Source organism: Puniceibacterium sediminis, assembly GCF_900188035.1.
In the GTDB taxonomy this organism is placed as follows: domain Bacteria; phylum Pseudomonadota; class Alphaproteobacteria; order Rhodobacterales; family Rhodobacteraceae; genus Puniceibacterium; species Puniceibacterium sediminis.
In genome coordinates, this window is sequence record NZ_FZNN01000007.1 from 60,701 (window position 1) to 79,295 (window position 18,595).

At 60.5% G+C, this 18,595-nt stretch carries 17 protein-coding genes; 9 read left to right on the forward strand and 8 right to left on the reverse strand.

Translation table 11 applies throughout. The annotated features are described in order from the left end of the window. Positions 1-4 precede the first annotated feature (4 nt). A complete protein-coding gene (locus CHB75_RS09425; RefSeq protein WP_089270299.1) occupies positions 5-1,438 on the reverse strand; it encodes an NAD(P)-dependent oxidoreductase in 1,434 nt (477 codons plus the stop codon). A gap of 215 nt (positions 1,439-1,653) precedes the next feature. On the opposite strand from CHB75_RS09425, the gene CHB75_RS09430 reads away from it, so the two are divergent. Then, positions 1,654-2,457 carry an undecaprenyl-diphosphate phosphatase gene (locus tag CHB75_RS09430; RefSeq protein ID WP_089270300.1) on the forward strand — a complete coding sequence of 268 codons (804 nt, stop codon included), beginning with the start codon at positions 1,654-1,656 and terminating at the stop codon, positions 2,455-2,457. A gap of 89 nt (positions 2,458-2,546) precedes the next feature. On the opposite strand, the gene rlmH is transcribed toward CHB75_RS09430, so the two are convergent. The 4 genes from rlmH to deoC form a co-directional block, all read right to left on the reverse strand. Next, positions 2,547-3,017 (reverse strand): 23S rRNA (pseudouridine(1915)-N(3))-methyltransferase RlmH, encoded by a 471-nt coding sequence (rlmH, locus tag CHB75_RS09435; RefSeq protein ID WP_089270301.1) that lies wholly within the window; start codon positions 3,015-3,017, stop codon positions 2,547-2,549. After that, a complete protein-coding gene (rsfS, locus tag CHB75_RS09440; RefSeq protein WP_425439497.1) occupies positions 3,018-3,398 on the reverse strand; it encodes a ribosome silencing factor in 381 nt (126 codons plus the stop codon). A gap of 250 nt (positions 3,399-3,648) precedes the next feature. Beyond that, on the reverse strand, positions 3,649-5,988 hold the full coding sequence (locus CHB75_RS09445; RefSeq protein WP_089270303.1) for an aldehyde dehydrogenase family protein: 2,340 nt from the start codon (positions 5,986-5,988) through the stop codon (positions 3,649-3,651). Between the two features lie 48 nt (positions 5,989-6,036). After that, complete coding sequence (gene deoC / locus CHB75_RS09450) at positions 6,037-7,047, reverse strand: deoxyribose-phosphate aldolase (protein WP_089270304.1); 1,011 nt, start codon at positions 7,045-7,047, stop codon at positions 6,037-6,039. A 201-nt stretch (positions 7,048-7,248) separates the two neighbouring features. Here deoC and CHB75_RS09455 point away from each other — a divergent pair, with 201 nt between their 5' ends. Genes CHB75_RS09455 through CHB75_RS09470 form a run of 4 tightly spaced genes read left to right on the forward strand, consistent with a single transcriptional unit; the run spans position 7,249 to position 11,096 of the window. Beyond that, positions 7,249-8,208: a metal ABC transporter solute-binding protein, Zn/Mn family gene (locus CHB75_RS09455; RefSeq protein ID WP_089270305.1), complete on the forward strand. Its 960-nt coding sequence runs from the start codon at positions 7,249-7,251 to the stop codon at positions 8,206-8,208. Positions 8,209-8,211: 3 nt separating this feature from the next. Continuing rightward, positions 8,212-8,991: a metal ABC transporter ATP-binding protein gene (locus CHB75_RS09460; RefSeq protein WP_089270306.1), complete on the forward strand. Its 780-nt coding sequence runs from the start codon at positions 8,212-8,214 to the stop codon at positions 8,989-8,991. After that, positions 8,992-10,191, forward strand: coding sequence for a metal ABC transporter permease (locus CHB75_RS09465; protein WP_089270307.1), 1,200 nt, complete (start codon positions 8,992-8,994; stop codon positions 10,189-10,191). It abuts the gene before it with no gap. Continuing rightward, positions 10,188-11,096 carry a metal ABC transporter permease gene (locus tag CHB75_RS09470; protein WP_089270308.1) on the forward strand — a complete coding sequence of 303 codons (909 nt, stop codon included), beginning with the start codon at positions 10,188-10,190 and terminating at the stop codon, positions 11,094-11,096. The genes CHB75_RS09465 and CHB75_RS09470 overlap by 4 nt, the downstream gene beginning before the upstream one ends. 337 nt (positions 11,097-11,433) lie before the next feature. Here CHB75_RS09470 and CHB75_RS09475 read toward each other — a convergent pair whose 3' ends face one another. Next, complete coding sequence (locus CHB75_RS09475; RefSeq protein WP_281253201.1) at positions 11,434-12,138, reverse strand: alpha/beta fold hydrolase; 705 nt, start codon at positions 12,136-12,138, stop codon at positions 11,434-11,436. 497 nt (positions 12,139-12,635) lie between these two features. On the opposite strand from CHB75_RS09475, the gene radC reads away from it, so the two are divergent. The 3 genes from radC (at position 12,636) to CHB75_RS09490 (ending at position 15,760) form a co-directional block, all read left to right on the forward strand. Beyond that, positions 12,636-13,583: a RadC family protein gene (gene radC / locus CHB75_RS09480; RefSeq protein WP_245840855.1), complete on the forward strand. Its 948-nt coding sequence runs from the start codon at positions 12,636-12,638 to the stop codon at positions 13,581-13,583. Positions 13,584-13,748: 165 nt separating this feature from the next. Next, the gene (locus tag CHB75_RS09485) at positions 13,749-14,513 is read left to right on the forward strand and encodes a phytochelatin synthase family protein (protein ID WP_089270309.1); all 765 of its coding nucleotides are present in this window, start codon (positions 13,749-13,751) and stop codon (positions 14,511-14,513) included. Positions 14,514-14,791: 278 nt separating this feature from the next. After that, entirely contained in the window at positions 14,792-15,760 is a 969-nt protein-coding gene (locus tag CHB75_RS09490) for a phosphoribosylaminoimidazolesuccinocarboxamide synthase (protein WP_089270310.1), read from the forward strand. 540 nt (positions 15,761-16,300) lie between these two features. On the opposite strand, the gene CHB75_RS09500 is transcribed toward CHB75_RS09490, so the two are convergent. Together CHB75_RS09500 and CHB75_RS09505 are read right to left on the reverse strand one after the other, a co-directional pair. Beyond that, positions 16,301-17,143 (reverse strand): GNAT family N-acetyltransferase, encoded by an 843-nt coding sequence (locus CHB75_RS09500; protein ID WP_089270312.1) that lies wholly within the window; start codon positions 17,141-17,143, stop codon positions 16,301-16,303. Positions 17,144-17,592: 449 nt separating this feature from the next. Continuing rightward, positions 17,593-18,021 carry an organic hydroperoxide resistance protein gene (locus CHB75_RS09505; protein ID WP_089270313.1) on the reverse strand — a complete coding sequence of 143 codons (429 nt, stop codon included), beginning with the start codon at positions 18,019-18,021 and terminating at the stop codon, positions 17,593-17,595. A gap of 109 nt (positions 18,022-18,130) precedes the next feature. Between CHB75_RS09505 and CHB75_RS09510 the strand changes: the two genes are divergently transcribed. After that, a complete protein-coding gene (locus tag CHB75_RS09510) occupies positions 18,131-18,574 on the forward strand; it encodes a MarR family winged helix-turn-helix transcriptional regulator (RefSeq protein ID WP_089270314.1) in 444 nt (147 codons plus the stop codon). Positions 18,575-18,595: the final 21 nt, after the last annotated feature.

An 18,595-nucleotide genomic window follows, 5' to 3' on the forward strand; every position in this document is an offset into this window, starting at 1 on the left:
TCCATTACTCTGCGGCGACCACACCAGCGGCGTTCAACTGCTGCAGGATCGCTTCGGCACAGTCGCGCCCGTCGCGGATGGCCCAGACGACAAGCGATGCACCGCGCACAATGTCGCCCACCGCATAGACGCCCGGCATATCCGTAGCGCCCGTGGTGAATTCGGCCTTGACCGTACCCCAGCGTGTTACGGCCAGTTCGGGCTGGTCCCAAAGCTTGGGCAGATCCTCAGGCTCGAACCCGAGCGCCTTGATGACGATGTCAGCATCTTCGACATAATCCGAACCCTCAATCACCTCAGGGCTTTGACGGCCCGTGGCATCTGGCAAACCCAGCCGCATCCGTTCGACGATCACGCCGGTGACGGTATCGCCTTTGAAGGCCTTGGGCGCGGTCAGCCAGTCAAAGACAACGCCTTCTTCCTCGGCATTCTGCACTTCGCGCTGGCTGCCCGGCATGTTGGCGCGGTCGCGGCGGTACAGACATTTGACGCTTGTAGCGCCCTGCCGGATCGCCGTACGCACGCAGTCCATTGCCGTATCACCGCCGCCGATCACGACGATTTTCTTGCCCTCGGCATTCAGATCGCCGTTGTCGAATTCCGGCACCGCGTCGCCAAAGCTTTTGCGGTTGCTGGCGGTTAGATAATCGATCGCCCGAACGATGCCTTTGGCACCAGAACCCGGCCCTTGCAGATCGCGGGTCTTGTACACACCCGTCGCGATGATGACCGCGTCATGGGCATCGCGAATTTCCTGGAACGAGATATCCTCGCCCACAGTACAGTTCAGCCGGAAGGTCACGCCTCCAGCCGCCAGCTGCTCATTGCGGCGCATGACGATGGGCTTTTCCAACTTGAAGCCGGGAATCCCGTAGGTCAGCAGCCCGCCGGCGCGGTCGTAGCGGTCATAGATCGTGACCTGAATGCCCTGTCGGCGCAGCACATCAGCGGCGGCAAGGCCCCCGGGGCCGGCACCGATGATGCCGACGCTTTCCGTGCGCTCGACCCGCGGCTTGATCACTTCGACCCAGCCCTCGTCCCAGGCGGTGTCAGTGATGAACTTCTCGACCGATCCGATGGTGACGGTGCCGTGCCCCGACATCTCGATCACGCAGTTGCCTTCGCACAGGCGGTCCTGTGGGCAAATGCGTCCGCAGATTTCCGGGAAGGTATTGGTGGCCTGACTGACCTCATAGGCCTCTTTCAGCCGCCCTTCGGCGGTCAGGCGCAGCCAGTCGGGGATGTTATTGTGCAGCGGGCAATGTGACTGGCAATAAGGCACACCGCACTGGGAACAGCGCGAAGCCTGCTCCTGCGCCTTTGCCTTGGCGTATTCCGCATAAATCTCTTGAAAGTCCTTGTTGCGCAGGCTTGCATCCCGCTTGGCGGGCATGGCCCGTTCGACTTCTACGAACTTCAACATTGGCTGCTTCGCCATAAACCGCTCCCATTCCGTCTGGAATTTCTCTTTACTCAACAGAAAAACGAAAGAAAAGTCATAAGTGCTGACCCATATGTCGAATAATTTTCGAAAACCCAAGCCTCAGTAAGCGACCACTTGGAAAATTAGGTATACATGCGGACCTATATTCGACCTTTCCTCTTTATTCTATGGGCTTATACGAAGACACATCTTCACACACGAGGGCACCCATGCCACTGACCCATCTGATCATTCTTGCCTTGATTCAGGGCATTACCGAATTCTTGCCGATTTCGTCCTCGGGACACCTGATTCTATTGCCAAAACTCGCAGGCATTCCGGACCAGGGTCAGGTGATCGATGTCGCCGTTCACATCGGGACGCTGCTGGCGGTCATCATCTTTTTCTGGTCCGATGTGCGCATCGCCGCCGCGGGCACCCTGCGCCTGCTGCGTGGCAAGGTCGACACCCCGGGTGCCTTCCTTGCACTTTGCCTCGCGATTGCCACGGTGCCGGTGGTGCTGGCCGGTCTGGCGCTCAACCTCAGCGGCCTGAACGACATGCTGCGCTCGGTCGCTGTGATCGGCTGGACCATGCTGATTTTCGGCATCGTCCTTTACTGGACCGACCAGCGCGGGGCCGGAGTGAAGCAGGACACCGACTGGACCCTGCGCGACGCCTTCAAGATGGGTCTTTGGCAGGTCATCGCGCTCATCCCCGGCACATCGCGTTCGGGCATCACAATCACCGCTGCGCGCCAGATGGGCTATGCCCGTCCCGATGCGGCAAAGCTGTCGATGCTGATGTCGATTCCGACTATCGCCGCCTCCGGCCTGCTGCTTGGCATCGAGGTGGTGCACGACGCCGACATGTCCACAGCGCGCGATGGCGGAATTGCGGCGGTTCTGGCGTTTTTCTCGGCGCTGGTAGCGCTCACGCTGATGATGCGTTTGCTGCGTTCCGTCAGCTTTACCCCCTACGTGATCTATCGGGTTATCCTGGGGATCGCGCTGCTAGTCTACGCGTATAGCTAAGGCCATACAAAGGGCAGTGCCACCCTTAGCGGGCAGGCGCTGCCCGGCGCTTTTGTGCGGACGTACCGCGTGGATCACATGCCGAAAATCTAGACCCGATGATACGGACTGCCCGCCAGAATCGATGCCGCGCGGTAGAGTTGTTCGGCCAACATCACCCGTACGAGCATATGCGGCCATACCATTTTTCCGAAAGAAAGCGTGCTCTGCGCCTGCTCGCGCAGCGACGGGTCGATACCATCCGCGCCGCCGATCACAAATGCCAGATCACTGGTTCCGCTGTCACGCCATCCCGCCACCCGGTCCGCGAACTCGGGCGAGGACATTACCGGCCCGCGTTCGTCTAGTGCACAGATGAGGGCCCCGGTCGGGATCACCTTTTGCAGCAATGCCGCCTCGGCGGCCATGCCGCCACCCTTACGGTCCTCGACCTCATGCACCGTCACGGGGCCAAGACTGAGCGACCGCCCGCCGCGGTCGAACCGCCGCAGGTAGTCGTCAAGAAGCTCGCGCTCGGGACCGGTTCGCAACCGGCCCACCACGCACAGATGTACCCGCATCTACTGGGGTTTGGCCTTTGCCAATTCGCCAGCAGGCATCCACATCTTTTCCAGCTGATAGAATTCGCGCACTTCCGGACGGAAGACATGAACAATCACGTCGCCCGTGTCGATAAGCACCCAGTCGCCGGTTTCCTTGCCCTCGACCTTGGACAGCACGCCGAACTGCTGCTTGAGATCGTCGACCACCTTTTCGGACAGCGCAGCAACCTGACGGGACGAACGCCCCGAGCAGATCACCATGTAGTCGCCAATGGCAGTCTTGCCGCGCAGATCAATCTGCACGACATCTTCAGCCTTGTTATCATCGAGACTGGCAAGGATCGACGCGAGAATCTTTTCGCTGGTCACATCCAGATGGGTCACGCCCGACATGGGCATTCCCGGGTGAGCGGCATGGGCCGCATCAGTATTGAATGACAGGACATTGTCCTCCTGATTTTGCTGCGTCGACCACATCCCCGACGCTGGTGTATTCTCAAGATAACACCGCAGATGTGAAATCTCAATGTCAGGCTACATTTCAGCAGCGCAAGAGGGGTCCCATAGGGTGATTCTGGCGAAACCACCAGCACTGTCTCAGGGATGGATCACAATTGTTCGATCGCCGTCACTGGCCCGGTCGGCCGGATCACGCGCCGTAGGGCACCCAAACCGTTTTGACCTCGGTCGCGGCATCCAGAAACGCTCGCCCTTCACCCGTCGGCCCCATCCAGTCGCACGCCATGCCGTTGTTAACCCAGGTCCGTTTCAATGAGCCCGCAGCCCCCTTTTCGATCACCGCAGAAACATCCGCCGTCGAAAAGCTCCAGACGGCTTCGACATCCATGTGGCTCGCCAGAGTCGGTGCCAGTTCCGCGTGGCTGCCGGTCAGGATGTTGACCACCCCCCCGGGGACATCTGATGTATCGAGCACCTGATAAAGGTCCGCCGCGATCAACGGAAAGGCATCCGATGCGACCAGAACCGCCCGGTTGCCCATAGCGATCACTGGTGCCAGCACCGAGATGAGGCCCAACAGAGGCGCTTCATCCGGGCAAAGCGCGCCGATCACGCCACAGGGTTCGCGCAGTGCCAACGCGACCCCGCGCATTGGCACCTGCGTCACGCGCCCTTCGTATTTGTCGGCCCAGGCTGCGTAGGTGAACAGACGGTTCACTGCAGCGTCAACCTCGCGGGCGCCGTCGCGGCCGCCGGTCATCCGGTCGATGGACCGTGCGAATTCGCCTGCACGGGCCGAAAGGTTCTCACCCAGATAATATAGGATCTGCGCCCTCAGATGTGCTGTCGTCCCGGCCCAGGCTTTTGCCCCCCGCGCTGCTTCGACCGCATTTCGGATATCCTTGCGGTTCGCCAACGGTGACTGTCCGATCAGTTTGCCCGCCTTGTCATAGACATTGCGCATATAGCCCCCGTCGGGCCGCGCCTGCTTGCCTCCGATATAGAGCTTTGCCGTGCGGTCGACGGCCTGGGGATTGGCCTCATCGCCTTTGAACGCCTTCACCGGTTTCAGCGCCTTCGCGCCAACGTCCTCGCGCGTATAGGCCAGCAATCCGTCCCAGCCTCCCTCGCGACCAAAACCGGATTCGCGCATCCCACCAAATGGGGCTGACGCGTCAAACATGTTGGTTCCGTTGATCCAGACCACCCCGGCGACCAGTTTCGGTGCGATGTCCAGTGCGACGTTGATATTCTCGCTCCACACCGTCGCGGCCAGCCCGTAGCGCGTGTTGTTGGCAATCTCGACAGCCTCTGACGGCGTGCGGAAGGTCGTCGCCACCAGCACCGGGCCAAAAATCTCTTCCTGCATCAGGGCCGAGGCCGGGCTAAGCCCTGTGATCAGCGTCGGCGGATAGAAACACCCCTCGGGACAGGGCGTTGCGGCCCGGTGGGTTTCGCCTTCGCTGTTTCGATCCACAAGCACCCGGATCCGATCCAGCTGCGCCGGATCGACGATGGCGCCCACGTCGATGCACTTGTCCAGCGGGTTGCCGATCCGCATGCCATCCATCCGCGCGCGCAACTTGGCATAGAACCGCTCGGCGATCCCCTCCTGTACCAGCAGGCGCGACCCGGCACAGCAGACTTGCCCCTGATTGAACCAGATCGCATCCACCAGACCTTCGACCGCTGAATCAATATCCGCATCCTCGAAAACGATGTACGGGCTCTTGCCACCCAGCTCCAGGGTCAGCGCCTTACCGGAACCGGCCGTCGCCTCGCGGATTTTGCGGCCCACCTCGGTCGAGCCGGTAAAGGCGATCTTGTCGACTTCTGCGCTGACGATCATCTCGCCCACCGCGCCGTCCCCGGTCACGATATTCACCACACCCTTGGGCAGGCCCGCCTGTCGGCAGATATCGGCAAACAGAAGTGCCGTCAGCGAAGTGTACTCTGCGGGCTTCAATACGACGGTATTGCCCATGGCCAGCGCCGGTGCGACCTTCCAGGCCAGCATCAGCAGCGGAAAATTCCAGGGGATGATCTGTCCGCAAACCCCCAGCGCGACGCGTCCCGGCAGCTCAGATTCCATCAGCTGCGCCATCCCGGCGTGGTAGTAGAAATGCCGCTGCGCGAGGGGAATATCGATATCCCGGCTCTCGCGGATCGGCTTGCCGTTATCCAACGTCTCCAGCACGGCGAAAAGCCGCGAGTGTTTCTGCAACAGCCGCGCAAGCGCATAGAGGAACCGCGCCCGCCCCGGTCCGCCCAGCTTTGCCCACTTGGGCTGTGCGCGGCGCGCCGCCGCGACCGCCGCATCGACATCGGCCGACCCGGCCTGTGACAGGGTGGCCAGAACCTCTCCGGTCGCTGGGTTGCGGGTTTCAAAGCCGTCGCCCCGAGCAGTCATTTCACCGTCGATGAAATGGCCGAACGTGCTGCCCTGCTCTGCCAGCCAGGCCTTCGCCTCAGCGGCGCTCTCGGCTGCGGGGCCATATTCCATCGACTCGAATATCTCGCTCACGCTCATCTCTTCTTCTCTTTCCAAATACGCAAATCCGACCAGCCAAAAGCCCCGTCAGGCCATGGCGTGTCGCCAGTTGGCCGAATAGGCGCCAGTCACATAATGCTCCAGCTGCCGCTCGATGTCGCCCAGCAGCGAGGACGCCCCAAAGCGGAACAGATCGGGCCGCAGCCAGCGATCTCCAAGCTCGTCCTTGATCAGCGCGAGGTAAGTGAGCGCATCCTTGGCCTTGGATATCCCGCCGGCGGGCTTGTAACCCACGCGAAACCCGGTCGCCTCGTGATAATCCCGGATCGCCCGCAACATCACCAGGGTCACCGGCAGTGTCGCGTTCACCGGTTCCTTGCCGGTCGAGGTCTTGATGAAATCCGCCCCTGCCATCATGCAGATCAGCGACGCCCGCGCCACGTTTTGCAACGTCCCCAGCTCACCGGTGGCAAGGATCGCCTTCACATGCGCCGCGCCGCAAGCCGCACGAAAATCGCGCATCTCGTCATAAAGCGCCTGCCAGTTCCCCGTCAGCACATGCCGACGCGAGATCACAATATCGATTTCAGCAGCACCCGCCGCCACGCTTTCACCAATTTCGGCGACACGTAGGTGAAAGGGCGACAGCCCCGCCGGAAACCCCGTAGACACCGCCGCAACAGGAATGCCGGACCCGGCCAGCGCCGCGACAGCGGGGGCAATCATGTCGTGATAGACACAAACCGCGCCGACCGTCAGCCTTGGCAGACCCAGTGCATCGAGCACATCTGCGCGCACCGGATGACGCGCCTTGGCACACAGCCGCTGCACCCGCCCCACCGTATCGTCGCCTGCCAGCGTCGTCAGATCGATGCAGGAAATCGCCCGCGCCAGCCAGGCAGCCTGCCACTCTTTCTTGACCGACCGCCGACCGGGCAAGGATGCCGCCCGCCGCTCGATCGCGGATCGGTTCGCCGTGGCCCGCATCACCCAGTCCAGATCCAGCGGGATCCCCGGGTTGCGCGGTTCAAGAGTTTGCGGAAGGTTTCCGACCCCACTGAGGGCAGTCCCCTGCCCGGACACTCCGTAATCCGGCATGTTATCCTCCGTCGTGAAGCCGTTTGCGACAACTGTGGCGGCCGCGGCACACAAGTTCAAGAGCAACGCAACGCCACCCCGCGCGCAAAGGCCGGGCGTTCCGGCGGAACTTCGCCCCGTTATTGCGAGTTACTCGCAATTGAGTTGACTATTTGCGAATGACTCTCATATTCAATTTTAACAAACAGGATTGAACCGACTATGAAACTCGACCGCCGCTCGCTCCTCCTTGGCCTCGCCAGTGTGTCTTTTGTGCCCACAACCGGCTTGGCGCAGGACCGGCTGGCCATCACCGCCACCACCGGCATGATCGCCGACGCCGCGCGCCACATCGGCGGCGACGTGGTAGACGTGACTGCCTTGATGGGGGCTGGTGTCGATCCGCACAGTTACCGCCAGACCCGCACCGACATCGTCGCCCTCACACGCGCCGATCTTGTGTTGTGGAACGGTCTCTACCTCGAAGCACAGATGGAGGACTTTCTGCTTCGCCTTGGCGAACGCTCATCCGTCGCCCCCATCGGCGAGGCCGTCCCCAAGGACCAGCTCCTCCACCACGCCGCATACGAAGGCCGCCCCGATCCGCATATCTGGATGGTTCCGGATATTTGGCGCCATGCAGTTCTGGCCGCCCGGGACGCGATGAGCCAAGCTCGTCCCGACCTCTCCGCGACGTTCGAGGCGAACGCCAAATCCTATCTGGCCGAAATCGACGCCACCGCGACCTACGCAGCCGACGCCCTGTCCAAGGTGCCCGAAGAAACCCGGATTCTTGTCACGGCCCATGACGCCTTCAGCTATTTCGGCCGTCAGTACGGTTTTGAAGTCCTCGGCATTCAGGGCATCTCGACCGAAAGCGAAGCCGGCTTGCAGCGCATCGGCGGCCTTGTCGATACGCTCGTCAGCCGCAAGATTGCGTCGGTGTTTGTGGAAACCTCAGTATCAGATCGCAACATCCGCGCCCTGATCGAAGGTGCCGCGGCGCAGGGCCATGCCGTCCAGATCGGTGGTGAACTATACTCTGACGCCATGGGCGAACCGGGCACCTACGAGGGCACCTATATCGGCATGATCGACCACAATGTGACCACCATCGCCCGCGCACTGGGTGCCGACATCCCCGCGACGGGCATGTCGGGCCAGCTGACGAACGGAGCCTGAGCAATGACCGCCGCCCTGCCCCACACCGATCCTGCGCAAAGCCCGCTTGCCATCCGGGGGCTCACCGTGTCCTACGGCGAACAGCCGGTGGTATTCTCGGTCGACATGACCGTTCAGGACGGTGCGATGACTGCCATCATCGGCCCCAACGGCGCGGGGAAATCGACCCTTCTCAAGGCCGCGCTGAACATCGTGAAACCGCTGTCTGGCCACGTCACCGTTTATGGACGCCCGCTCGCCGAACAGGCCCACCGCATTGCCTATGTCCCCCAGCGCGCAAGCGTCGACTGGGACTTCCCGACCGAAGTTCTGGACGTGGTCTTGATGGGTCTTTATCGCGACCTTGGCCTGCTTGGCCGCGTCCGTGCGCGCCACATTACCCACGCAAAGGAATGCCTTGCCCGCGTCGGAATGGAGGATTTCGCCTCACGCCAGATCGGCCAGCTTTCGGGCGGCCAGCAACAGCGCGTCTTCCTTGCCCGTGCGCTGGCGCAAAAGGCCGACCTTTATCTGCTTGATGAACCCTTTGCCGGGGTCGATGCGGCAACAGAACGCGCTATTATCGACGTGCTGAAAAGCCTTCGGGCCGAAGGCAAGACCGTGGTCGCCGTGCACCATGACCTCTCCACTGTGCGGGCCTATTTCGACAATGTCTTTCTGATCAACCGCCGCAAGATGGGCGAAGGGCCGATTGCCGCCTCCTTTACCCCGGAAACGGTGCAGGCCACCTATGGCGGGCGGCTGGCCGACGGACAGATTACCCAACTGACGCAGGAAGCCTGAATGATTGACGCGCTGCTCCTGCAGATCGGCTATAACGCCACGCTGGTCACGCTCGGCTCGGCGGCATTGGGCCTTGCCGCCGGTGCCACGGGCACCTTCCTGTTTCTGCGCAAACGTTCTCTGGTCGCCGATGCGGTTAGCCACGCAACGCTGCCCGGACTCGCGCTGGCCTTCATGCTGATGGTTGCCCTTGGCGGAGACGGGCGCAACCTCGCGGGGCTGATGTTCGGCTCGGCTCTTTCGGCCTGGGTTGGCCTGCTCAGCGTGTCCTGGCTTACCCGCAAGACAAGGCTTGCCGAGGATGCCGCGATCGGTGCGGTACTGTCAGTCTTCTTCGGCTTTGGCATTGTCCTTCTTACGGTTGTCCAAACCCTGTCCTCGGGCCGTCAGGCCGGGCTTGAAAGCTTCCTCCTTGGGTCCACTGCGGGTATGCTGTTCAGCGATGCCATGCTGATCGCCGCGGGGGGGCTCACAGTCCTTGCCAGCGCCCTCGCCCTGCGTCGGCCGCTGCTTCTGGTGGCGTTTGATCCCGGATATGCGGAAACCCAAGGCATCAACGTGCAACGGATGGACCTGGCTATCATGACGCTGGTGATGGCGATCACTGTTGTCGGCCTCAAGGTTGTTGGCCTGATCCTGATTGTTGCCCTGCTGATCATCCCCGCCGCCACGGCCCGGTTCTGGTCCAACCGCGCCGACCGGGTGGTGCTGCTCGCCGGCCTGTTCGGTGGCCTCTCGGGCTATGTCGGCGCCGCCATTTCCGCGACCGCCCCGGGCCTGCCGACGGGGCCGATCATCGTGCTGGTCGGATTCGCATTCTTCATCGCCTCACTGCTGCTTTCTCCGGCGCGGGGAATTCTTTCTGCCGTTGTGCGCCACCGCGCCTATCAACGCCATGTCCATCTGCGGCAGGGGTTGCTGTCCCTCGCCCAGAACCAGCCGGTTTATGAGGCCATGACCCGCTGCCTATTGCGCCGCGCTGGCCTGGTGCGCGCCGATGGCGTCCCCACCGCCAAGGGCCACAGCCATGCCGCCGCCGCCCTGCGGGACGAAACCCGCTGGCAGGCGCTGCGTTCGAGCGCGCATCTGTCGGAACTGTCCGCCCGCGACGACGGCCTGACGCTGATCCTCGACGTGCTCACCCCCGACCAGATCGCTGAGTTGGACCGCCGCATCACTTCTGAGCAGAGGGCCATCTGATGGGCGCCGAATTCGTCATCCTTTCGCTTGCGCCGCTGTTGATCGGCATCTTCGCCGCTGTGGCCTGCGCGCTGCCGGGCAACTTTCTGCTGCTGCGTCGGCAGTCGCTGATCGGGGACGCCATCAGCCATGTCGTCCTGCCCGGCATTGTCGTCGCCTTCCTGCTGACCGGCCAGATCGCCGCCTGGCCGATGATGCTGGGCGCCGCCGGGGCAGCCCTTGTGGCTGTGGTGCTGATCGAAAGCATCCGCCGTCTTGGCCGGGTCGATGTGGGCGCGGCGATGGGGGTTGTCTTTACCTCCATGTTCGCCGCCGGGGTGCTTTTGCTCGAACAATCCGACACGTCTTCTGTGCATCTGGACGTGGAACATGCGCTTTATGGCAATCTGGAAAGCCTGATCTGGCTAGACGCCACCGGCTGGTCGTCCCTGCTCGACCCGGTGGCCCTGCAGGGGCTGCCCCCCGAATTGCCGCGCATGGCGCTGACCCTGCTGGCCGTTGCCTGCTTCACCTGGATCTTCTGGCGTCCGCTGAAGCTCACCACCTTTGACGAAGGTTTTGCCCGCACCCTTGGCATCCCGGTCCAGTTGATCAGTCTTGGGCTTGTTGTCACCGCCGCCATCGCTGCCGTCGCCGCCTTTGATGCGGTCGGATCAATCATCGTGATCGCGATGTTCATCTGCCCCCCCGCGACGGCGCGGATGATGACCAACCGCCTGTCCGCGCAAATATGGTGGAGCGTCGCCTTCGCTGCCCTCTCGGCAATTCTAGGCTATGTCCTTGCCGGCTATGGCCCGCTTTGGTTTGGTGCCACCGATGCAGTTTCGGCTGCGGGGATGATCGCCACCGTTTCCGGCCTTATGCTGGCCGTCGTCGCGACCATCGGGCCGCATCGCACCGCGTGATTGAGACCAACCTTGCGGGAGGTCACCTTGGTTCCTTCGGCCACGCGGGAATGCTGTAGATCTAAAACGGCAATGCCGGGGAACGACTGTAATCGGACCGCATATAACCAAGATCAACCACATGTGGAGTTTTGGGGAACAGGAAAACGGTCCGGCGACTTTTCACCTGATGAAGGTCACGCTTTAGCAATATGACAGCGGGGATCATCTGCAGGTCCAATTCGCAAATTTCCTGGTGACCTACACAGGTGTACATGCATTTTGACCAGTTCTCAGCTTTTCTGAGACTGATCGGCTCAGTTACGCAATGCTTGAGATCGCTGGATCGTCCGCCCGATCAGATCATTGACCTGCCTCGGAGCTTCGATTGATGAGGAATGCCCTGCGCCATTGAAGATCTCCAGTTTCGCCCCCTTGATCGCCGCATGTATGGCATGGATTTCCGAGGTTCCGTGGCGACATCCTCATCACCGACGCCAATACCGACTGGCATCCTGATCAATTCCAAAAGGTCACCGCAGCCGACACGTTCAATCACACCCGACACCGCCCGGGTGATGCCGATGCGATCATTGGCGGCAATCGCCTTCGCCCACCGCACCTTTTCCGTCGCTCGGGTAGCGTCGGTCAGAAAGGTCTGCCCAAACACGATTGGCATGACGCGACCAACAACAGCCCACAGCCCGATCCAGCGGGCCACAAGGTTAAGAAGCCGGTATTTTGCCCCGTTCTCAACAGGTTCAGGGTCTGCAGAAGTAGACAGAAGCGTGAGCGTTTTCAACAAATCCGGGTTTCGAGCCGCCAAGCGCATACCAACGAACCCGCCCATGCTGAGTCCGACAAAGTGGCACGGCGCGATCTCAAGGTGCCTGATAAGTGCCGCCGCATCTGCGGTCAGCGTCTCGATATCATATCCACCTTTGGTCACACCACTTTGGCCCTGACCACGGTGATCAAAGGCGATGCAGCGATGGTGCTTTCGAAAATGGGCTATTTGTGCCTCAAACATCGCGCCATTGAACAAAAGCCCGTGTGAAAACACGATGACCTCACCGTCACCACCAGTGTCGGTGAAATAGATACGCGCTCCATTCAGGTCAGCATAGGGCAATCTTCTTTTCCTCGGGCAATGGCGATCTCGCCAAGCTTAGCATGATGCGAGTTCGTTCGGCAGAGCGACAGGTGCATGCCGACTGTCCACCACATTATATGCTTGTTGAACACACTTGCTGCTAGGCACAGGAAGGGCGGCATTGGCGACGCGTTTCGTATTGATCTGAGCATTTAGTGCCCTCCCATCCGACAATCTTAAACGTCGGGCAGATGAGGAAGTATTTTGATGCATCAGTATATCCGCCCCTTCTGTTGAGGGCGGATGTCTTGAAGTGACTGTTCCGGGTGAAAGACTTTGACGACGAAATATGCATTGATTTTAACCTTTCAAACGTCGGCTTGAACGTTCGGTTAAGTCAACGTTAACCATGACTGAGTCTTCAATGTCTGGCGACAGAGGGCATACCCCGCGAAGAGGCATACGAAATGGCGATGAGCAGATGGCTGGAAAACCATGTGCGCAGCATCGAAGACAGCCCCGTTCTTAAGGGTTTTCTGCGGGCGCGGCACAAGAAGGGGCCGTCAGGTCCTGCGGGGTTCTCAGAAGAAGCCTTGCAGGGTCTTCGCGACCTTGAGGCACGGTCGGTACCAGCCGGCGTCGAAACAAGACCCGCCAATGCGCCCGCCTACCAAAAAACCACCCGATTGTCGGCTGAACATTCTGCCGGCGGCGGGTTGGTCACAGGGGACGATGGCGTGCAGAGGCCGCATTATTGGGGGCATCGGGAACGGTTACGCACGCGATTTCTCAAAGGCGGGCACGCACCTTTACCGGAATACGAATTGTTGGAATTGCTTCTGTTCAATGCGATCCCGCGCATTGATGTGAAACCATTGGCCAAAAGGCTACTGGCCACTTTTGGCGATCTGAACGGCGTTATCGCGGCGTCCAAATTTCGCGTGCTGCAGGTCGAAGGGGCGAATGAATGGGTCTATTATCATTTGCGTCTGAGCGAGGCCTTTGCCCAGAGAATGGGGCAAGCCAAGGTTCTGAACCGGGAAATCATGTCGTCTTGGGGGGATCTGGTTAGCTACTGCCGCACCGTCATGGCACACCGCGAAACCGAACAATTCCGCATTCTCTTTCTCGACAGAAAGAACATTCTCATTGCGGACGAAGCGCAGGCCACGGGGACAGTGGGCCATGTGCCGGTCTATCCCCGTGAAGTGGCCAAACGCGCGCTGGAACTGAATGCCAGCGCCTTGATCCTCGTTCACAATCACCCATCGGGTGATCCGACCCCCAGCATGGAAGACATCGACATGACGGAACGGGTTCGCTTTGCCTGCGAAGCCATTGAGGTCACCGTCCATGATCACGTAATCATCGGTAAAGACCGGGAAACATCGTTTCGAACAGAAGGTATGCTGTAACCGTATTCTATCGCTCCATACGTCGAATTCGCGCTGCAACCACGCCGCTGGAAACGGAGTTTTCCAGCGCTAAGGTATCATGTCAGGGTGTTGCATTTGCCAATTGACCGGGCGTCGGACACTGCTAGCATCGCTCATCATTCCCTGTTTCAGGACACGTCGAAAATGAGTCGAACCACCCGCCTTGTTCCCGCTCTGCTGGCTCTTTTCCTCGCGCCCGGCCCGCTGATCGCAGACAGCGCCTCTGGCGAGGCGCCGATCCCCAAGCTTGGGCCCGATGCCGTGCCCGTCACTGCTGATCACGCCTATCTGACCGGCGCGGCGGCCCCCGATTACTGGGCTTTCTCGGCCTTCATCAAGCCGCAGGTGACAACCTCCGCCTGCTCTATCGCTGCTGTCACCGGGGCGCTCAACGGTCTGCGCGGCCTGCCAGCTAATTCAGAAGACAAGATCACCACGCAGCAGCAGATGCTGGATCTGGTGGGCGAGGCCGATTGGGTCACTCTGTCAGCCGAAGGCGGCGACGGGGTGACGTTCGACCAGCTCGTTCGATTCACCGACGCGGCCTTGAAGGCCGCAGAAATGGGCGGCTATCACACAAAGATCCTCAAGCCCGCCAATGACGCCGCCACCACTTTGAACGATGTGCGCGCGCTGCTGAAGGCCAACGAAGCCTCTGCCGATGACGCGCTGCTGCTCTACTTCAATCAGGGTGTCGTCACCGGCGATTGGGACGGGCCCCATGTCGCGGTCATCGGAGCCTATGACGCCTTGGCCGACAAGGTCCTGATCCTAGAGGTAGATCAGGAATGGTATATCCCCTACTGGACTCCGACCACGGTACTGCTTGCCGCCATGCTCAGGCCGACCGGAGCGGAACATGGGGTGCTGGAAGGGGAAACCGGCGGTCTTGTCCACATAGTGAAGTAAAGCCCGGAGCGCGATGGCAGGCACAGCCACGCCAATCAGACAGGTGACGCATCTGAGTTTCGGCACTGTCAGGCCGTTCCCGATCTCCCCACTGGACCAGTAAACACCTCGCTGAGCCGAAGGTTGGCTACGGCATCGGCGTTAAAGAAAGCAGCCATTGCGCAGCTTGCGCAATCCTGCGGTCGCCCCAAAAATCTGTGCAGGAGGGAGCGGACTTCCGTCCGAGACTGTGCTAGCCGAATTGGTCAACACTGACGCTCAATCCAGGACAGCCCTACATGACCCTCCCCAATCGCGTACTCGATCACGCTCGCATCCCCGAGCTCAGCAATCCCTACTTCGGAAAGGTTCGTGACTGCTACGACCTTCCTGGGAATCGGCGCATTCTCATTGCCTCGGACAGAATATCTGCTTTCGATCGCATCCTTGCCTCGATTCCGTTCAAAGGGCAGGTTCTGACCCAAATGGCGCGATATTGGTTTGAGCGCACCGCTGATATTTGCGCAAATCATGTTATTGAATATCCGGATCCCAACGTCGTGATCGCCAGAAAACTTCAGATCCTCCCGGTCGAGATCGTCGTGCGCGGATATCTGGCGGGAACAACCAGCACCTCCATCCTGACACGCTACAAGGCTGGCGAAAGGGTCATTTACGGGCACGCCTTTCCTGATGGGTTGCGCGATCATGCAAAGCTGCCCAGCCCCATCATCACACCGACCACGAAGGCCTTTGATGGCGGGCATGACGAACCATTGACCGCTGAAGAAATCCTCTCGCAGGGCCTGCTGACAGAGGCCCAGTGGGACGCTGTTTCTTCAGCTTCCATGGCGCTATTTGCCCGAGGACAGGAGATCGCTGCGGATCGCGGTCTGATCCTCGCGGATACAAAATACGAATTCGGCACGGATGAGGACGGGAAGATCTTTCTCGCGGATGAGATTCATACCCCCGACAGCTCCCGTTTCTGGCTGGCCGATGGCTATGACAGTGCTTTTGCGGGCGGCACCCGCCCGCCGTCCTTTGACAAGGATGTCATTCGCACCTGGGTCGATGCCAGATGTGACCCGTATCACGATGCGCTACCGGAAATTCCGGCAGAACTGATCGACACTACGGCTCAGGTCTATGTCGACGCTTTTCAAACCATCACCGGACAAACCTTTGAACCTGATGTTTCCGGAGAGACGCCATTGGCGCGCATTCGAAACAATCTGTCTCGCTTTTTCAACATCCAGCAGATCTGAACAGGTCAGGCGCGCCAAGTTTTTTGGTCAGTTGCGGGCACGACTGACCGTCCCTCGTTGCAAGGGGCGGTCCGGCTTTGTGAGGCAGTGCTGGGTGCCATTGGCCTCGCATATCATGTCAAAGCGCATTGCACGGGAATAGATGGTGCTCAGGCTCCGAAGCTGCTCCCGTGATGAACTTGTCCCATCTTGCTTTGTCCCACGCATGAGAGCGGGATCGCACCATAAAACCGTGGGATCAAATACATCTGCGCGATACGACAGCGGTCACGCTAATGGGTGCCATCGTCGCGCCGCACATGTCGGCGTTTTTACATCAAAACCAAAGGGCTGGAGAATTTGATCAATCATCACGCCAATCGCTGGTTGGACGTGCTTGGGATCGACGTCGATCTGGCGCGCTGTGGATCCCAGTTGTTTAGCCCTGCCAGATCCCGTCAAGGGGCGCGATTTTCTCTGCGCCCGGGGCAGTTTTGGCCCAAATTTCACATCCGCAGGGTATCAGTCAGCGCCCTGTGACTCTGGGGCAGACGTCGCACCCTATCCCAGCTCCATCGTCGCAATCGCCTGAAGGCTTGGGCCGACACTTGGCGGGCAGCCGCGATACATCCGCGCTGTGGCGAAGGGCACCTGAAACCCAGCCCCCTCAAGCGCGGACCGCAGGGCCGCATTGGAGGACGGCAGATCAATGACCAGCGGCCCGTTGGGGCGAAGGTCGGCGATGTCAGCAATCAGATCAAGCGCCGACGCGGTATCCGGTGCAATGATTGGCCCGATCTTTGTTCCCTCACGACAGGCGCGCCAAGTTGCAAAGCCTATGATACCGCCATCGCGCCTCAGGATTCGGGTGCCGCGCAGATCGCCCTTGGGCTGCAGCCAAGCACTTAGAAACACCGGCCGCGTCACACCATTGGCCCGCGCATCCAGTTCGATCAACGTGGCCAAATCGCCTGGGAGCGGCGCACAAATGCCGGGCGTCGTTCTGGCAGGCCAGCGTCCTTCATGCCTGAGCGTGGATCCCACGCGCACGAACCCCGAAATGCGGTAGTTGGCTTCCTGCTCCGGCACCCCATCAAGGCCGATCGATCGCGCCCCCGCATGCTCAATGGCATGGCGCCAGATCGCCATCCCAAGACCCTTGCCACGCCAATCCGGGTGGCAGATGTAAAGCCCCAGAAAGGCATCCTTTGCCCCGTGATTGACGACCGAGATCGCGGCAACAGGCGTATTTTCCACCCGCGCGAGGAAGAACCCCATTGGATCAGCGGCATGAAAAGCCTCTGCGTCGGCCATCCCCGGATTCCATCCGGCTTCGCCCGCCCAGCCGAGGACGGTTTCAAGCTCTTCTACACTCATCGCAGTGATCTGGATATCGCCGGGCATAGCTGTTTCGCCTCTTGTCATGGAACTGGGGGTCATATGACCGTCGCGGCCATAGTGATCGCACCTTTCGGGGCATTTCAAGGTGATGCGCCGTCATAGGTTGCCCCTCGCCTTTGGCCACTATCACCAAAGTTTCAATAGCCGACCTTTCCGTTCCCGGAACCCGAAAAATAGCGAAAAAATCCGCCCTGCAGAGCACAGAGAAGAGCCGCGAAATGGTCATTGTTTTACCTGACGGGCTCAACACATTTGTCGTCCTGCCCAAGCGTCTCACATGCAGGCAGGACCAATGAAGACCAACAGGCCCTCCGTTGGCCCCGGCTACCTGACAACCTCTCTGTTTCCCAAGGCCATCACCCAGAGCGGAAAGCCGGCAGGACGACACAAGAAAAAAGCCCCGCGCAGCGGCAAGGCTGGCGGGGCATCACTCGTTAAAAACGTGGCACAGGTCAGGCCAGCTCGGGCGTGATGGTCAGACCTTTGGTGATCGCGTTGGAATAAGGGCAGACGCCGTGCCCGCCCTCAATCAGGTTCTTCGCGATTTCGGGGTCAACGCCGGGCAGGTCGACCTTGATCTGGATGTCGAGGCCAAAGCCGAGATCTTCACGCGGGCCGATGCCCACGGTGACGTGCACCTTGGCATCATCCGGGACAGTCAGTTCTTTCTGGCTGGCGTAGAACCGCATCGCGCCCATGAAGCAGGCCGCGTAGCCCGCCGCAAACAGCTTTTCCGGGTTTGCACCGTCGCCGCCCGGACCACCCATTTCCTTGGGAACCGTCAGATCAAACGCCAGCGTGCCGTCGTCGGTCTGTGTGTGACCGTTGCGGCCGCCGCCAGAGGACGTGGCGCTGATGGAATAAACAATCTTGGTCGGCATTGAGCTCTCCCTTTTATCGTGCACGCTTAAATCGTGAGCGATACATAATGTCCGCACGGCCATACAGTCAAGGCTTGCGACTAGATCGTGCGCGATATAATTCTCGGCCATGAGCAGAACCGATCCGGAAACCACTGGTCTCGAGCACATGCTGTGCTTTGACCTATATGCTGCGAACCACGCCTTCGGACGGATGTACAAGCCGTTGCTGGAACCGCTTGGCCTGACCTATCCCCAATACCTCGTGATGGTGACCCTGTGGGCCGCCGCACCGCTGAGCGTCGGGGACATCGGACAGCGGCTCGCACTGGAATCCAACACGCTGACCCCACTTTTGAAACGACTCGAAGCGATGGGGCTGGTGCAGCGGACCCGGGACAGCGCGGACGAGCGGCGGGTCTCTGTCGATCTGACAGACACTGGACGCGCGCGGGAGGCGCAGGCCGCCCATGTGCCAGGCTGCGCGGCTGAGGCGACGGGACTGAGCCTGGACGAGTTGCAGGCTTTGCATCAACAGTTGCGCAAGCTGCGATCCGGCCTGAAGCGGGTCTGATGGCCACGCACTTCTTCGATC